The 14,451-nt window shown below is 57.4% G+C and carries 15 protein-coding genes; 7 read left to right on the forward strand and 8 right to left on the reverse strand.

The features are described from left to right. From ACSFE6_RS28215 to ACSFE6_RS28235, 5 genes are all read left to right on the forward strand, one after another. On the forward strand, positions 1-594 hold a 594-nt coding region (locus ACSFE6_RS28215), incomplete at its 5' end, for an RNase A-like domain-containing protein (protein WP_435430674.1). Further along, positions 591-899: a contact-dependent growth inhibition system immunity protein gene (locus ACSFE6_RS28220; RefSeq protein WP_435430675.1), complete on the forward strand. Its 309-nt coding sequence runs from the start codon at positions 591-593 to the stop codon at positions 897-899. The genes ACSFE6_RS28215 and ACSFE6_RS28220, both read left to right, overlap by 4 nt. A gap of 207 nt (positions 900-1,106) precedes the next feature. Continuing rightward, positions 1,107-1,484: a hypothetical protein gene (locus tag ACSFE6_RS28225; RefSeq protein ID WP_435430676.1), complete on the forward strand. Its 378-nt coding sequence runs from the start codon at positions 1,107-1,109 to the stop codon at positions 1,482-1,484. Beyond that, a complete protein-coding gene (locus ACSFE6_RS28230; RefSeq protein WP_435430677.1) occupies positions 1,484-1,900 on the forward strand; it encodes a hypothetical protein in 417 nt (138 codons plus the stop codon). Before ACSFE6_RS28225 ends, ACSFE6_RS28230 begins: the two co-directional genes overlap by 1 nt. Before the next feature lie 337 nt (positions 1,901-2,237). After that, positions 2,238-2,564: a hypothetical protein gene (locus ACSFE6_RS28235; RefSeq protein ID WP_435430678.1), complete on the forward strand. Its 327-nt coding sequence runs from the start codon at positions 2,238-2,240 to the stop codon at positions 2,562-2,564. 138 nt (positions 2,565-2,702) lie between these two features. Here the strand turns inward: ACSFE6_RS28235 and ACSFE6_RS28240 are convergent, their stop codons facing one another. Both ACSFE6_RS28240 and ACSFE6_RS28245 read right to left on the reverse strand, forming a co-directional pair. Then, a complete protein-coding gene (locus ACSFE6_RS28240; RefSeq protein WP_435430679.1) occupies positions 2,703-4,493 on the reverse strand; it encodes a bifunctional diguanylate cyclase/phosphodiesterase in 1,791 nt (596 codons plus the stop codon). Positions 4,494-4,638: 145 nt separating this feature from the next. Next, on the reverse strand, positions 4,639-6,720 hold the full coding sequence (locus ACSFE6_RS28245; protein WP_435430680.1) for a carboxy terminal-processing peptidase: 2,082 nt from the start codon (positions 6,718-6,720) through the stop codon (positions 4,639-4,641). A 138-nt stretch (positions 6,721-6,858) separates the two neighbouring features. Here ACSFE6_RS28245 and ACSFE6_RS28250 point away from each other — a divergent pair, with 138 nt between their 5' ends. Then, complete coding sequence (locus ACSFE6_RS28250) at positions 6,859-7,821, forward strand: zinc-binding dehydrogenase (protein WP_435430681.1); 963 nt, start codon at positions 6,859-6,861, stop codon at positions 7,819-7,821. A gap of 114 nt (positions 7,822-7,935) precedes the next feature. On the opposite strand, the gene ACSFE6_RS28255 is transcribed toward ACSFE6_RS28250, so the two are convergent. The 6 genes from ACSFE6_RS28255 to ACSFE6_RS28280 form a co-directional block, all read right to left on the reverse strand. Next, entirely contained in the window at positions 7,936-8,589 is a 654-nt protein-coding gene (locus tag ACSFE6_RS28255) for an HAD family hydrolase (protein ID WP_435430682.1), read from the reverse strand. Between the two features lie 34 nt (positions 8,590-8,623). Next, the gene (locus ACSFE6_RS28260) at positions 8,624-9,613 is read right to left on the reverse strand and encodes an ABC transporter ATP-binding protein (RefSeq protein WP_435430683.1); all 990 of its coding nucleotides are present in this window, start codon (positions 9,611-9,613) and stop codon (positions 8,624-8,626) included. After that, a complete protein-coding gene (locus ACSFE6_RS28265) occupies positions 9,610-10,410 on the reverse strand; it encodes an ABC transporter permease (protein ID WP_435430684.1) in 801 nt (266 codons plus the stop codon). Before ACSFE6_RS28265 ends, ACSFE6_RS28260 begins: the two co-directional genes overlap by 4 nt. Then, positions 10,397-11,242, reverse strand: a complete 846-nt coding sequence (locus ACSFE6_RS28270) for an ABC transporter permease (RefSeq protein ID WP_435430685.1) — start codon at positions 11,240-11,242, stop codon at positions 10,397-10,399. Before ACSFE6_RS28270 ends, ACSFE6_RS28265 begins: the two co-directional genes overlap by 14 nt. Continuing rightward, positions 11,239-12,045 carry an alkaline phosphatase family protein gene (locus ACSFE6_RS28275; protein ID WP_435430686.1) on the reverse strand — a complete coding sequence of 269 codons (807 nt, stop codon included), beginning with the start codon at positions 12,043-12,045 and terminating at the stop codon, positions 11,239-11,241. Before ACSFE6_RS28275 ends, ACSFE6_RS28270 begins: the two co-directional genes overlap by 4 nt. Before the next feature lie 175 nt (positions 12,046-12,220). Next, positions 12,221-13,285 (reverse strand): ABC transporter substrate-binding protein, encoded by a 1,065-nt coding sequence (locus ACSFE6_RS28280; RefSeq protein ID WP_435430687.1) that lies wholly within the window; start codon positions 13,283-13,285, stop codon positions 12,221-12,223. A gap of 364 nt (positions 13,286-13,649) precedes the next feature. Here ACSFE6_RS28280 and ACSFE6_RS28285 point away from each other — a divergent pair, with 364 nt between their 5' ends. Continuing rightward, positions 13,650-14,363, forward strand: a complete 714-nt coding sequence (locus tag ACSFE6_RS28285) for a UTRA domain-containing protein (protein WP_435430688.1) — start codon at positions 13,650-13,652, stop codon at positions 14,361-14,363. Positions 14,364-14,451 lie beyond the last annotated feature (88 nt).

Raw genomic sequence — 14,451 nt, forward strand, 5'->3', positions numbered from 1 at the left:
CAATACTTCGACACCGAAAGCGGCCTGCACTACAACCGCCACCGCTACTACCAACCGGGCAGCGGCCGCTACCTGACGCCGGATCCGGTGAAATTGGCGGGTGGGTTGAATGCCTACCAGTACACGCGCAATCCGACGGGTTGGGTGGATCCGTTGGGGTTGGCTTGCAAGTGCCCTGGTGATATTGATGCCGATGGGCCTTTTAGTGAGATTGTTCCGGGTGGTGGGTTGGCGGCGCATGAGGCTCAAGGTGGGCACCTCATTGCGAAACATATCGGTAGAACGGATGAGCAATTAGCAAATCGGCTAAAAGCAGAGCCAAACATTCCTGCCGCTTCAACATTTCCTGATCGAGTTACCGCTGAGTCAGCTTCTGCGAGAGCGTTAGCTGCAAACAAAAAAAAGATCGAAAAATTCCTTACCAGTAACAAGGGAAAGACGACAGTTAGCCATCATTTCACTCAACCGATTGGAGTCAGTATGGTCAACGGAAAAACTACCCAAGTACCCGCATCAAAAGTGCTGCTGGTGTTGAAAAAGGACGATCGACGACCTGAGGGATATTTTTTACTGACAGGATTTCCAGAATTATGAATAAAGACTTTACCGAGCTGCACGATTTCTTTGGCGCGTACTTTCATCAAGATTGGACGGTCGAGCACGATACTGCTGAGCAAGTGATTGATGCCTTTTTAAGCGAGTCTGATGCCCGAGATTTAAAGGCGGTGAAGCAAGAGCTCTACGAGCTGCTTGATCAAAAAAGGGCGGAGTTGGAGTTAAGGACGTACTTGCTGAGGGAATTGAGTTGTTACTACTGCTACTGGAATGAGTGGGAGTCAGGTGAGTCTTGGTTGCGCCATATTGCTAATAAATTGGCTTATAGCCTTGATGGTCATTGATGATAAATGGCAGCGAAATTCCCAGGCCACGTCCTAGGAGATTTCCTTCAAGTTCTAGCGGTTTCCATGAACTGGGAAAGGGGACGGATTTATTTTTAAGTAGATGCGTCACGTGATAAATATGTCCTCGTTTTTAATTTTCTTTGTTATGGGCGGTAAGTTGTGAAGAGTGCCGTTCTAATTAATTTTAGAAAAAGGAAGGTCAAGGTGCGAACTACGAAAAATCATGCAGCGGAAGATTCAAGGGCTGATGTGCAGCAGCAAATCGCTGATGGGGAAGTTCATGGCGGAAATAAAAAATGGAGAGCTGTGCCAAGCTCCAAATTTGTAAGCTATAGCGCACAGTTCAACGCTTATAATGAAGCTATGACAAGGGAGGCCAGAAAAATGTCGCGCTTCACCGGGGAAGATAGTAAGGGTAATTTGGTAGTGCGAATGGAGGCTGAAAATGCGGGTTGTGGCTATGAGCCTAATCCTTTAGATCACGAGAATCCTCGTTATATTCCAAATATGAATGCTTTTGAGATGAAATTCGATTTTGAAACATTGAAGCCGATAGCGCTTTATCCGATAGAGAAAATTTAATGTTAATGCATCCTTTTCTTGATGTCCCTTATAACCCAAGCTTAGGGCATTTTCTCGGAGGGTTTGATATATATGATCGTGAAGAAAGCCTCGGAGAGCAATTGTCGGCGTACGATCCTGAGTGCCCCTTAGATAGAGAGTTTTTGATATCTCAGTTTATTGTCAAGCGTTTCGCTGGCTTGAGCTACAGGCACAAATTTGTTTTGTTTTTTGTGCTGGGAGAGGCTCTTGATGGTGAGTCGAGCGTTTTTTCTGAAGTGTTGGAACATGATCCGATGTCTCATTCTTCGCTTCCTCCAGGGTGGGATGAAATGAAAGATCCAAGAGCGTTTTTTGAACATGTGTACGTTAAGTTATCCGAGGCGTGGGTCGATGACTTATATAAAGCAAGTCAGGAAGATTTTTTAACTTGGTGAGGCACTCGTGGTCCTGGAGCAACGTCCTAGGAGATTTCCTTCAAGTTCTAGCGGTTTTCATGAACTGGTGCAAAGTGAGTTCACCCGATAGCCTGTGGTGGTCACTGAAAATTCAGTGGTGGGGTGTAGGAACCCTTCAGTCATCGGAAACGCGTAGCGTCGAGACCTGATTTGCGGCCGTCATTTCACGTCCGTAAAATCTGTTGCGGCGGTTGTACGCGGGCACGTTTCGGCGTGGCCGGGTTCTCCGATGCTCGGTATTCCTACCCCGCGTATAGCTGCCACCCTAGCCTGTAGGAAGGCTGATGGCAGCTCCCATAATCGTCGGAGGTTAAAAATGCCAACACTTCATCCAGATCCACCCTACGAAAAACCAATCCCCCACCCCGAAACCCGCTTCATGGCGCTCACCAGCAATTGCACCGACATGCCCACCCTGTTCGTCGACACCCACGCGCCACTCGACGTTTTGACCGATGCCGCTGGCTATCGAATCCGTGCCGTCACTCAAGTACTGGAAAACCTGTCCATGCGCGGTTCGATCGAGTGTGAGTCTTTCATACTCAGTGATTTTGCTTTGCTGTGTGCCATTCCGTTGCGGGATGGGTGTGATGTGCTGGATGTGGTGGGGCGGCAGTTGCGGGGGCGGGTTTCAGGGGCTTAGTGCCTCGGGATAATCCAGGCCATTTGTATTGGCTGGGCGGGCCTCTTCGCGGGCAAGCCCGCTCCCACAGGGTTTTGTGTTGAGTTGTGGGAGCGTGGCTTGTCGGATCGCCGCACCGCCGCTATGGCTTCATTCCAGTCAGCGCTGTCCCGTCAGCCAGGCCGCTTCGGGTACCGACGCCGCCAGACTATCAATCACATGCACGCTATACCCCGGCATATTCTTCGCGTGATGTTTGGCCTGTGATGCCATCTCCGCCAATTGGCTGGCATCGATTTCGCCACAGGCTTCGGGATGCAGGTGCACCACGCCGATGGACAGGGACAGCAACGGAAACTCCTGGCGTACGCCCTGGCGGTTGGGGGCGATGAAGCAGCCGGCTTCGAGGTGTTCGTTGCGGTAGAAGCGTCGGCACTGGCTCTGGAAGTCGTCCAGCAGTTGGTTCAAACGTTTGCGCCAGTCTTCCGGACCGAGCACCAGCAGGAAGTCGTCACCGCCGATGTGGCCGACGAAGTCGCGGGACGGGTCGACGCGGTCGTTCAGGCATTGCGCCAGGCACAGCAGGACTTCGTCGCCTCGCCCGTAGCCGTAGATGTCGTTGAAGGGTTTGAAGCTGTCGATGTCGACGTAACAGATCACCGATTCGCGCTTCTGTTGCAGCAGTCGCGTGAGGCATTGCTGGATCGGCACGTTGCCGGGCAGCAAGGTCAGCGGGTTGGCGTAACGGGCCTGCTGGATTTTCAGTTCGGTGATCAGTTTGAGCACATCGATCACCCGACCCAGGCCCAGGTAGCCGCCGTTGAGGGTGATGATGAAGTCTTCTTCGATGCGTTGCCGGGCGCGGCTGGTGATCAGGCGGCTGACCTGTTGCAGCGACTGACTCATCTCGACGGCGAGGAAATCATCACTCATCAGGCGACTGATAGGCTTACGGGCAAACAGGTCCGTGGCAAACGGCTTGAGCAGGGCGTCCGAGAGCGAATGGCGGTGGACGATACCGCAAGGCTGACCTTGCTCGTCCAACACCGCCAGCGAGTTCAGGTTGGCTTGGCGCCGGAAGGCTTCGAGGACGTTGGCGGTCGGCGTGTTACGGCCCACCGCCGGCTGGTCGTTGAGCAAGGCACTGAGGTCGCTGGCTTCATCATTCAGTACTACGGCGGTGTTGTCCTGTCGCGGCATCAGGCTTCGGGCATCCCGGGGTGGATGCTCTTGAGGGCGACAGAGCAGATAGCCCTGGACCAGATCGACGCCCATTTCGGTCAGCACGGCCAATTCCTCCGGCAACTCGATGCCCTCGGCGATCACTTGCGCCCGGGAGGCCTTGGCGATTTGCAGGATCGAGCCAACAAATTCGCGCTTGAGGGCATCCTGGTGGATGCCGTCGATGAAATGCCGGTCGATCTTCACGTAATCCGGGCGCAACTCGGACCACAGACGCAGACTGGAATAGCCCGCACCCAAGTCATCCAGGGCAATGGAAAATCCCATCGCCCGGTAGTGATGCAGGGCGTTTTGCAACAACTGGAAGTCGTCGATTGGCGTCTGTTCAGTAAGTTCGATCACAACCTGGCTCGGTGGAATGCCGAAATCCTGCAGCAGTTGCAGGGTGCGGCCCGGTTGGTGCGCCGCTTCGAGCAGGGACTCCGGAGACACGTTGAGAAAGAGTTTGCCGGGCAGTTGTTGTTCGTTGAAGCGTCGGCACGCGCTCTGCCGACAGGCGATTTCCAGTTCGCTCAAGCGGCCAGCCTGGCGGGCCACGGCGAACAAGGCGATAGGGGAGTGCAGTGGGCTGTTGGACGGACCGCGACTGAGGGCTTCGTAGCCGAGAATCCGTCGCTCGGAGAGGCTGATGATTGGCTGGAACAGACTGTGCAAACCGCCTTGAGTCAGGATTGAGCCCAAGGCACTCAGCTGTTCGGTTGTGGTCATGGCGATCTCTGGCGATAAAAAAAGGACCGGGCATGCTCTTGGTAAAAGAGCACGCCCGGTCCTTTATTTCACGACAGGATGATGACTGTTTGATGACGCTCCGGGGAGCGTCAGCATTAAATTGCCATCATTTGCGGATAAACACTCAGTGCTTGGCCACCGCGGTGTTGAGCTTGAGGTAATCCAGCAGGATGCGCCCGGTCTCGCTGAGGTAGGCGTCATCTTCTGGCTTGGTCTTGTCCGGTTCTGCCGCGAGCGCGTCTTCGTCTTCTTTCTTCAGCTCTTTGAGCGGCTCTTCACCCTTGGCTTTGCGACGGATATTCTCCAAAGCAAGTTGTTTGGCTTCGATGTCGGCGTGCTGGGCACGACGCTCGGCTTCGTTGAGGCTGACGGTTTTTTCCGCCATCAGCTTCTGTGCCAGGGCCAGCTTATCGCGGATGAACACGAACTCCGCGTCCTTGGCCGTACGCACGTCATGCTCGGACTTGAGCTGGGTGATATACGGTTTGAACGGGTCGAGTGCAGGCTTGATCGCCGCGCGGATGGTGTCCCACGGCATGGCTTCCGGCAGGGCGCTTTCGCCGATTTCCTTGGTATCGATGATCGACGGGTAATCGATGTCCGGCAGTACGCCCTGATGCTGGGTGCTCTGGCCGGATACCCGGTAGAACTTGGCCAGGGTCAGTTTCAGTTCGCCATGGTTCAGCGGCTGGATGGTCTGCACGGTGCCTTTGCCGAAGGTCTGGCCGCCGATGATCAGTGCGCGATGGTAGTCCTGCATGGCGCCGGCAAAAATCTCCGAAGCCGAGGCGGACAAGCGGTTGACCAGCAACGCCATCGGGCCTTTGTAGAAGGCGCCCGGGTTTTCATCTTCCAGCACATCGACGCGGCCATCGGCGTTACGCACCAGGACAGTCGGGCCTTTATCAATGAACAGGCTGGTCAGTTCGGTGGCCTCCTGCAAGGAACCGCCACCGTTGTTGCGCAGGTCGATGACTACACCGTCGACCTTGTCTTTCTGCAGTTCGGTCAGCAGTTTCTTGACGTCGCGGGTGGTGCTCTTGTAGTCCGGGTCGCCGGCGCGGAAGGCCTTGAAGTCCAGGTAGAAGGCCGGGATTTCGATGACGCCGAGCTTGTAGTCCTTGCCATCCTGCTTGAGGTTGAGCACCGACTTCTTCACGGCCTGGTCTTCCAGCTTCACGGCCTCGCGGGTGATCGGCACGATTTTGCTGGTCTGGTCGTTAGGCGCATTGCTGGCCGGAATCACTTCCAGGCGCACCACGGTGCCCTTCGGACCACGGATCAGCTTGACCACTTCGTCCAGGCGCCAGCCCACCACGTCGACCATCTCTTTGTTGCCCTGGGCAACGCCAATGATCTTGTCGGCCGGAGCGACCTGCTTGGTCTTGTCCGCCGGGCCTGCCGGCACCAGGCGCACGATCTTCACTTGATCGTTATCGCTCTGCAACACGGCGCCGATGCCCTCCAGGGACAGGCTCATGTTGATGTCGAAGTTTTCCGCGTTATCCGGCGACAGATAGTTGGTGTGCGGGTCGTAGGACATGGCGAAGGTGTTGATGTACGCCTGGAAGATGTCTTCGGCGCGGGTCTGGTCCAGACGCGCCAACTGGTTCTTGTAGCGCTTGGTCAGGGTTTCCTGGATCTGCTTGGAGTCCTTGCCGGCGATCTTCATCCGCAGGACTTCGTCCTTGACGCGCTTGCGCCACAGGTCGTCGAGTTCGGCGGTGGATTTGAGCCAAGGGGCGTCCTTGCGGTCGACCAGCAAGGTTTCCTTGGTGGTGAAGTCGATTTTGTCGACGCCCTTGTTCAGCTCCGCAAGGGCGAAGTCCAGGCGCGCCTTGACGCGGTCCAGATAGCGTTTGTAGATGGTGAACCCGGCGTTAAGGTCGCCGCTCTTGAGGAAGTCGTCGAACTGGGTCTTCCACTTGTCGAATTCGGTAATGTCGCTGGCCATGAAGTAGCTGCGCGACGGGTCGAGCAACTTGAGGTAGCTGTCGTAGATGATTACCGAGCGCGCGTCATCCAGCGGCGGCTTGCTGTAGTGGTGGCGCTTGAGCAACTCCACGACATTCAGGCTGGCGATGACTTCGTCACGATCGGGTTGAAGCTTGTCCCAGCTATTGGCTGCGAATGAACTGCCGGACAGCGGCAAAAGGCCGATGCCGATAAAAAGGGCGAGGGCGGTGCTGGGGAACAAACGCTTCATGTTGATTCGACGCGGGGACAATTGATAACGCATATTAGGCCGTCTTTGAAGTCGCCGGTTCCACAAGGGCCGGTCGCATAATGCAAAAAGCCCGGCGCTACAGCTTCGGGCTCAGTCCAGACTCACTATGGAGGCACTGTGAAAGCATTGCAAGGCGTTGACGGTCAAGTGGAGTGGGTTGAAGAGCCAAGTCCTGCATGTGATGTAGGGCAAGTCCGCATTCGAGTGGCGGCTGCGGGACTCAATCGCGCCGATTTGTTGCAAAAGGCCGGTCTTTATCCGCCACCACCAGGGGCCAGTCAGGTGCTTGGTTTAGAGTGTTCGGGGGTGATCAGCGAAGTCGGCCCGGGCGCTTCGTGGCAGGTCGGGGATCGGGTTTGCGCCTTGCTGGCCGGGGGCGGGATGGCCGAAGAGGTGGTGGTCGACGGACGGCATGTGTTGCCGGTTCCCGACGAAATGTCGTTGGCCGAAGCCGCTGCGCTGCCGGAAGTGTATGCGACCGTCTGGTTGAATCTGTTTCAACTCGCTGCACTTAAGCCTGGTGAAAAAGTGCTGCTGCACGCCGGAGCAAGTGGAATCGGTTCAGCGGCCATTCAGCTGTGCAAGGCGTTCGGTAATCCGTGCTGGGTCAGTGTTGGCTCCGCGGATCGTCTGGCGTACTGCGAAGCCCTCGGTGCCCAGGGTGGCGTGGTGCGCACCGACGATCTGGAGAGCCTGCGCGATCTGGGACCGTTCGATGTCATTCTCGACCCGGTAGGGGGCAACTACGCGGCGCTGAACCTGAAACTGCTGGCCGGCGATGGTCGTTGGGTACTGATCGGCCTGATGGGTGGCCGCGAGGCCAAGCTGGATCTGGCGCAAGTGCTGGCCAAGCGTGTGCAATTGCTGGGTTCGACCCTGCGCAGCCGTGATGATCAGTTCAAAGCCGATCTGTTCAGCGACCTGAGCCAGCATGTCTGGCCGCTGTTTGCCGAAAAACGCCTGAGCCCGCAACTGGCCAAGACCTTTGCGATCAAGGATGCCGAAGCGGCGTTTGCGGAGTTGGCGAGTAACAAGGTGGCGGGGAAGCTGGTGCTGGTGATTGACGAAAGCCTGACGTAACCCTTGTAGGAGCGAGCCTGCTCGCGATGAATTTGAAGGCGACGCGTTTTATCAATCCTCACGCGTTATCGTTCAAGTCCATCGCGAGCAAGCTCGCTCCTACAGGGTTCTCGGTTATTTCCAGAGATGGATCGGCCAGCCGGCTTTTTCGGCATGTTCCAGCAACACCGGATCCGGGTTGACCGCATGCGGATAATCCACCTTCAGCAGCAACGGCAAGTCATTGCGTGAGTCGGAATAGAAACTCGCGCCCTCAAGATTTTCCTCTTCGGCATCCAGCCACTCCAGCAGCCGGGTGATCTTGCCTTCGCGGTAGGTCAGGGTGCCGACGGTATTGCCGGTATACACCCCGTGCGCCACTTCCAGCTCGATCCCGAGAATCTCGTCGATCCCTAAGCGTTCGGCAATCGGCCCGACCAAGTGCACACCCGAAGCGGAGATCACCAGGATCCGGTCGCCAGCCTTGCGGTGGGCGGCGATGGTTTTGGTGGCATCGCTGAAGATGATCGGTTCGATGACGTCTTCCACCCACGGTCCGACCAGATGCTCGACTTCTGCCTGCGTACGACCGATCAGCGGTTCGAGGCTGAAGGCCATGTACTCCTCCATGCGCAGCTTGCCATGGCTGTAGGCGTCCATCAGTTCATTGTTCTTGCGCATGAAAGACTCGGGATCGACCCAGCCCAGGCGACCCATTTGCTCGCTCCAGAGGGTGGCGCAATCGCCGTGGATCAGGGTGTCGTCCAGATCAAAAATTGCCAGGGCCATCAGTGCAGTTCTCTCTTCATCGTCAGCAAAGGCATCAGGCTACCTCACACAGGGCTGTCGGATCGATGGAAAGCGCCAGGCGCTGGCCATCGGGGTGCAGGTCCGCACCTGAGCGGTTGAGCACATCCACCACCAACTCCACGCCTCGGGCTTCGATCCGGTAGCGAATCACGTTACCCAGCAGGCTATGGCTGCGCACTTGCGCATCGAGCTCTCCGCTCAGGCTCAGTTCAATGGCCTCCGGACGAATCGCAATACGATGATTGACCGGCCGCTGCAGGAGTTTCGTCGCGCTTTCGGCGTCCAGCAGGTTGTAGTTGCCGATGAACCCGGCGGCGAATACATCCACGGGGGCGGTGTACAGGGTTTCGGCGTCGCCACTTTGTACGATTTTTCCCTGATTCATCAGGAAAATACGGTCAGACATGGTCAGGGCTTCCTCCTGATCGTGTGTGACGAAAATCGTGGTCAAGCCCAGTTCGCGCTGAATCTGACGGATCTGTTCGCGCAAATGCTTGCGAATCCGCGCATCGAGGGCCGACAGCGGTTCATCCAGCAGCAACAGGCGTGGCCGGGTCACCAGGGAGCGGGCGAGGGCGACACGCTGGCATTGACCACCGGACAGCTGATGCGGGTAGCGGGCGGCAAAATCATGCAGCTCCACCAGTTTCAGCACTTCGCTCACGCGTTTCTGGCTGTCGTCGGCGTTGACCTTCTGCATGCGCAAACCGAAGGCGACGTTTTGCTCGACGGTCATGTTGGGGAACAACGCGTAGCTCTGGAACACCATGCCGATCCCGCGTTTCTGCGGGCTCAACGGCACGATATCGACACCGTCGAGCAGGATCTTGCCGCCGTCTACCGGGGTCAGGCCGGCGATGCACCGCAGCAGCGTGGACTTGCCACAGCCGGACGGGCCGAGCAGGGTGACGAATTCGCCTTTTTGGATTTCGCAGTTGATGTCGCTGAACACCGTGGTGCCGGCGTAATTTTTCTGAAGATGTTGGACGCTGACATAGCTCATTCGCTTTTGTCCCTGTTCAAGATATTGGCCGCCCAGGTCAGAACCAGCACGAAGAAGAAATAGGAAATCACCAGCGCACTGGTGAAGTGACCGCTGCTGTTACGCATGTTGTTGAGGTAGACCTGCAGGGTTTCGTAACGGGTGCCGACCAGGATGTTGGCGAATACGAATTCGCCGAACAGGAACGAGAACGACAGCAGCAACGCCACCATCAGGCCTTTGCGCAGGTTCGGCAGCACCACCAGGATCGCCGCTTGAAAGGTGCTGGCACCGAGCAGTTGAGCGGCGTCCATCAGGTCGCGCAGGTTGATTGCTTGCAGGTTGTTGGTGATGGCCCGGTACATGAACGGCAGCGCTACGGTGAAGTAGCAGCCAATCAGGATCCACGGCGTGCCGACCATGGCGAACGGCCCGGAACCGTAGAGCTGCAACAGTCCCACCGAGGACACCACCGGCGGCACCGCGAAGGGCAGCAGGATGAGGATATTCATCAGCGCATCGAGTTTCGGGAAGTGGTAATGCACCACGAACAGCAGCGGCAGAATCAGCACCACCGACAATATCAGCGCACCGACGCAGACCAGCAACGATTGGCCGAACGCACTGAGAAAACGCGGGTCGCTCCATAGCTGCACGTACCATTTGAGGCTGAAACCGCTGGGCAGGATGGTTGCCGACCAACTGCTGGAAATGGAATAGATAAAGGTGCCGAGTAACGGCAGCAACAGAATGGCAAACAGCAGGTAGACCACAACCCGATGATAGATGCCGACGGCACCCAATTCAGCGCGAGACATGGTAGCTCCTCTTCAGCAGCAGCTGATGCACGATGGTCACCAGTGTCATCAACGCCACCAGCACCACGGCCAGGGCACTGGCCAGGTTCGGGTTCAGGGATATATCGCCTGAGACCATCGCTGCAATACGGATCGGCATGACATTAAAGTTGCCGGTGGTCAGGGCATACACCGTGGCGTAGGCGCCCAGGGCGTTGGCCAGCAAGATCACGAACGTGCCCAATAACGCCGGGGTCAGCACCGGCAGGCCGATGTGTCGCCAGAACTGCCAGCCGCTCGCGCCCAGCAAGGCGGCCGACTCGCGCCAGTCTTCGCGCAAGGCGTCGAAAGCCGGGTACAGCAGCAACACGCCAAGGGGAATCTGGAAGTAGGTGTAGAGAATGATCACGCCGGTTTTCGAGTACAGGTTGAAGTCCTGAATGAGCCCAGCCTGCTTGAGCATGATGGTGAAGCTGCCGTTGAAGCCCAGCAGGATGATGAACGCGAAGGCCAGGGGCACGCCGGCGAAGTTGCTGGTCATGTTGGCGAAGGCGTTGACGAAGTTGCGCAGTTTCGAGTCGACCCGGCGCAAGGAATAGGCACCGAGCACCGCGATGATGATCCCGAATACGCTGGACCAGAAACTGATCTCCAGGCTGTACTGGATCGCTTGCAGATAGAACTTCGAGCTGAAGATTTTGCTGAAATTGGCGATACCCCAACCGAACTCTTCCGATTCCAAGCTGTTGATCATCACCCATACCAGCGGGGCAATTTCGAACACGATAAAGAACAGGGCGAAGGGCACGAGGCATAGGGCAGCCAGCCATTTGCCGCGCATCATGGAGATCACTTGAGCAGCTCCCGGCATACAGGTTTGTCGTGGGGTACGCCCAGCAGTTCGCAGACGGTGCCGCAAATTTCGGTCTGTTTCGGTGCCGCATTGGCATTGAAGCTGAAGGCATCACCGAGCACGAACAGCGGCACTTCACGCTCTTCGGGCAGCAGGCCGTTATGGGAGCGATCGTTGTTCATGCCGTGGTCGGCGGTTACCAACACCTGGTAACCGGCGTCGAGCCAGCCTTGCAGGTAGTCGGCGATGACGATATCGACGGAACGAGCACTGTTGCGGTATTGCGGGGTGTCGAGGCCGTGCTTGTGCCCGGCGTCGTCGATGTTCATGGGGTGCACCAGCAGGAAATTCGGTGCATGGCGCAGGCGCAGGTTTTCGGCGTCGGCGAACAGGTGCGAGTCGGGGTAGTGATCGTTCCAGTAGAAGTGCCCGTGCTGGATCGGCAGTGTGGGGTCATTGGTATGACGATCCCGGGCCGCCACGAACGGCGAGCGGTTATACAGCTCACTGACCCAGTGATAGGCCGCCGCCGCGGTTTTCAGTCCGGCGTCGGTGGCGTAGTGGTAGATGCTGCGCTGGTTGGACAGGCGCGAGACGTTGTTGTGAACAATGCCGCTGTCGATCGGCGTGACGCCGGTCAGGATGCATTCGTAAAGCGGTCGGGACAGGGCCGGCAATGCACACTCCAGTTTGTAGAGCGCTGCGCGTCCTGCGCCGACGTAAGCCTGCAGGTGCCCCATGGCGTGGCGTGCGACGTCGTAGTTGAGGCCGTCGAGCACGACAAGGATGACGTTGTGTTTCATAGGGGCTGGGGCTCCGCAAACAGTAATTCGAAATTAACTCGGTCCACTGTGGGAGTGAGCCTGCTCGCGAAATCGGTCTGACATTCAACACAGGCTTTGAATGTTAAGCCGCCTTCGCGAGCAGGCTCGCTCCCACAGGGATTTCCATCAGATCCCGAAGTGGGTATCTAGAGCGTTATTTCATTTCGACGATGACTTCTTCGTTCCACTTCTGAGGCAAGGCCTTGGAGGTCTTCTCCCATGCATCCGCGTCCTTGATCGGCGTGACCTTTTTGTACTGCTCGTTCGGCAGCAGCTTGGCCTGTACCTCGGCCGGCAGGGTCAGGTGCTCGGCGCGGATCGGACGCGCATTGCCCTTGGCCAGATTGATCTGGCCGGCGTCGCTGAAGATGTACTCGCGGGCCAGCTTGGCGGCGTTCGGGTTCTTCGCGTATTTGTTGATGATGGTGGTGTAGCCCGAAATCACCGAGCCGTCGGACGGGATCAGCACCACGTAGTCATCCGGGTTGGCCATCTTGGCCTTGTAGCTCAGGCCGTTGAAGTCCCAGACCACGCCGACTTCGATCTCGCCTTTTTCCATGGTGGCGATGGTCGGGTTGGCCATCGACAGGCGACCTTGCTTGGCGATATCGGCAAACAGTTTCAGCGCAGGGTCGATGTTTTTCTCGTCGCCGCCATTGGCCAGTGCGGCAGCCAGAACGCCGTTGGCAGCCTGGGCGGCGGTGCTCACGTCACCGATGGACACCTTGTATTTGCCATCTTTAAGGTCGGCCCATTTGGTCGGTGCTTCGGAACCGTGCAGCAGCTTTTTGTTGACGATGAACGCGATGGTGCCGGTATAGGCCAGGGCCCAGTGACCGTCCTTGTCTTTAGCCCAGGTTGGCACCTGGTCCCAGGTGGATGGCTTGTAGGGCTGGGTAACACCCTGCTTCGTCGCGATCGGGCCGAAGGCGGCACCGACGTCGCCGATGTCGGCGCTGGCGTTGTCTTTTTCCGCGGCGAATTTGGCGATTTCCTGCGCCGAGCTCATGTCGGTGTCAATGTGTTTCAGGCCGTAGTTCTTGGCCAGGTCGGCCCAAGTGTCTTTCCAGTTGGCCCAGTCATCGGGCATGCCGACACTGTTGACCGCGCCTTCCGCTTTCGCAGCGGCTTCCAGGGTCTTCAAATCATCTGCCGCCATGGCGGCGGTGCACATGGCAATGGTCGAGCCTAACAGTGATGCCAGGAAAAACTTTTTCATTCCAAAGCTCCTTGGGTCGTGTTCAACGCTGCGATTGCGGTTTGTGGTTGGTCTAGGTCAGCAATACCTGAGCCAATCTAAGGGCCCTCGATGACACTTTGATGTCGTTCGTCGCCCGAACTGGCTTTTATTTGCCCGGCATTGGCGGGTGTCCGGTAAGCGTAGACCATCGGCAAAGGCCCGCTGGGCAAGGGACTTGGCCGGGGTATTGCAGGTTTTGAAAGCGACATTGCAGGCGACCGTTCGGTCGCTTGTCATCGCACAGTCATCTGCACTGCCTACGCTTGCAGGATGTTTAAAGAGCCGGTTTTTCGTGCGGTTCTGCCCCGTAACAGTGCTGGTCTAGTCCAGATAGGTAGCGTCGATGCGTGATGAGGCAACAAAAGCGGTAACAGCCATTGGCCAAGTGCTTCAGGAACAGCTCGATCATGGGTTGCTCGCACCGGGGAGCAAATTGCCGGCCGAACGCAAGCTCAGTGAGTTGTTCGGGACCACGCGGATCACTGTGCGTGAGGCCTTGCTGCAACTGGAGGCGCAAGGACAGATTTATCGCGAAGAACGACGTGGCTGGTTCGTTTCGCCGCCACGCCTGGCCTACAACCTGATGCAGCGCAGTCACTTTCACGCGATGGTCAGCGCCCAGGGACGAGCGCCCTCCACCGAGGTGATTTCCGCGCGATTGCAGCCGGCGTCGGCGGCGGTCTGTGCGTGGTTGCAGTTGCCGGCGTTGTCGAGCGTGATTCAGATCTGCCGTTCACGACGCATTGATGGGCGGCTGGTGCTGTACGTGGAGCACTACCTGAACCCGCAGTATTTTCCGGGGATTCTGGAGTTCGATCTGAATCAGTCGATTACCGAGCTGTATGCGCGGCACTACGATCTGCACTACGGTCGGGTGCGTTTCGAGATTGTGCCGACGGCATTGTCGGTGGATGCGGCGGCGGCTTTACGGGTGTCGGTGGGCAGTCCGGGATTGCGCATCGTACGGGTCAATTATGATCAGCATGAGCGGTTGATCGATTGTGACCTGGAGTTCTGGCGGCATGATGCGATTCATGTCGGGGTTGACGTGGTGTAAGCAGCGATACCGCGTCGCGCCCTTTCGCGAGCAGGCTCGCTCCCACAATGGATCTGCGTCATGCACAAAACCACTGTGGGAGCGAGCC

Source organism: Pseudomonas baetica (genome assembly GCF_051216495.1).
GTDB classification, from domain to species: Bacteria; Pseudomonadota; Gammaproteobacteria; order Pseudomonadales; family Pseudomonadaceae; genus Aquipseudomonas; species Aquipseudomonas baetica_B.

What these genes read in the sequence shown, in the direction of transcription:
- ACSFE6_RS28275 (WP_435430686.1), bottom strand. Translation starts at nt 12,045, where the DNA reads ATGAAACACAACGTCATCCTTGTCGTGCTCGACGGCCTCAACTACGAC.
- ACSFE6_RS28245 (WP_435430680.1), bottom strand. Translation starts at nt 6,720, where the DNA reads ATGAAGCGTTTGTTCCCCAGCACCGCCCTCGCCCTTTTTATCGGCATC.
- ACSFE6_RS28230 (WP_435430677.1), top strand. Translation starts at nt 1,484, where the DNA reads ATGTTAATGCATCCTTTTCTTGATGTCCCTTATAACCCAAGCTTAGGG.
- ACSFE6_RS28235 (WP_435430678.1), top strand. Translation starts at nt 2,238, where the DNA reads ATGCCAACACTTCATCCAGATCCACCCTACGAAAAACCAATCCCCCAC.
- ACSFE6_RS28265 (WP_435430684.1), bottom strand. Translation starts at nt 10,410, where the DNA reads ATGTCTCGCGCTGAATTGGGTGCCGTCGGCATCTATCATCGGGTTGTG.
- ACSFE6_RS28285 (WP_435430688.1), top strand. Translation starts at nt 13,650, where the DNA reads ATGCGTGATGAGGCAACAAAAGCGGTAACAGCCATTGGCCAAGTGCTT.
- ACSFE6_RS28240 (WP_435430679.1), bottom strand. Translation starts at nt 4,493, where the DNA reads ATGACCACAACCGAACAGCTGAGTGCCTTGGGCTCAATCCTGACTCAA.
- ACSFE6_RS28260 (WP_435430683.1), bottom strand. Translation starts at nt 9,613, where the DNA reads ATGAGCTATGTCAGCGTCCAACATCTTCAGAAAAATTACGCCGGCACC.
- ACSFE6_RS28280 (WP_435430687.1), bottom strand. Translation starts at nt 13,285, where the DNA reads ATGAAAAAGTTTTTCCTGGCATCACTGTTAGGCTCGACCATTGCCATG.
- ACSFE6_RS28255 (WP_435430682.1), bottom strand. Translation starts at nt 8,589, where the DNA reads ATGGCCCTGGCAATTTTTGATCTGGACGACACCCTGATCCACGGCGAT.
- ACSFE6_RS28220 (WP_435430675.1), top strand. Translation starts at nt 591, where the DNA reads ATGAATAAAGACTTTACCGAGCTGCACGATTTCTTTGGCGCGTACTTT.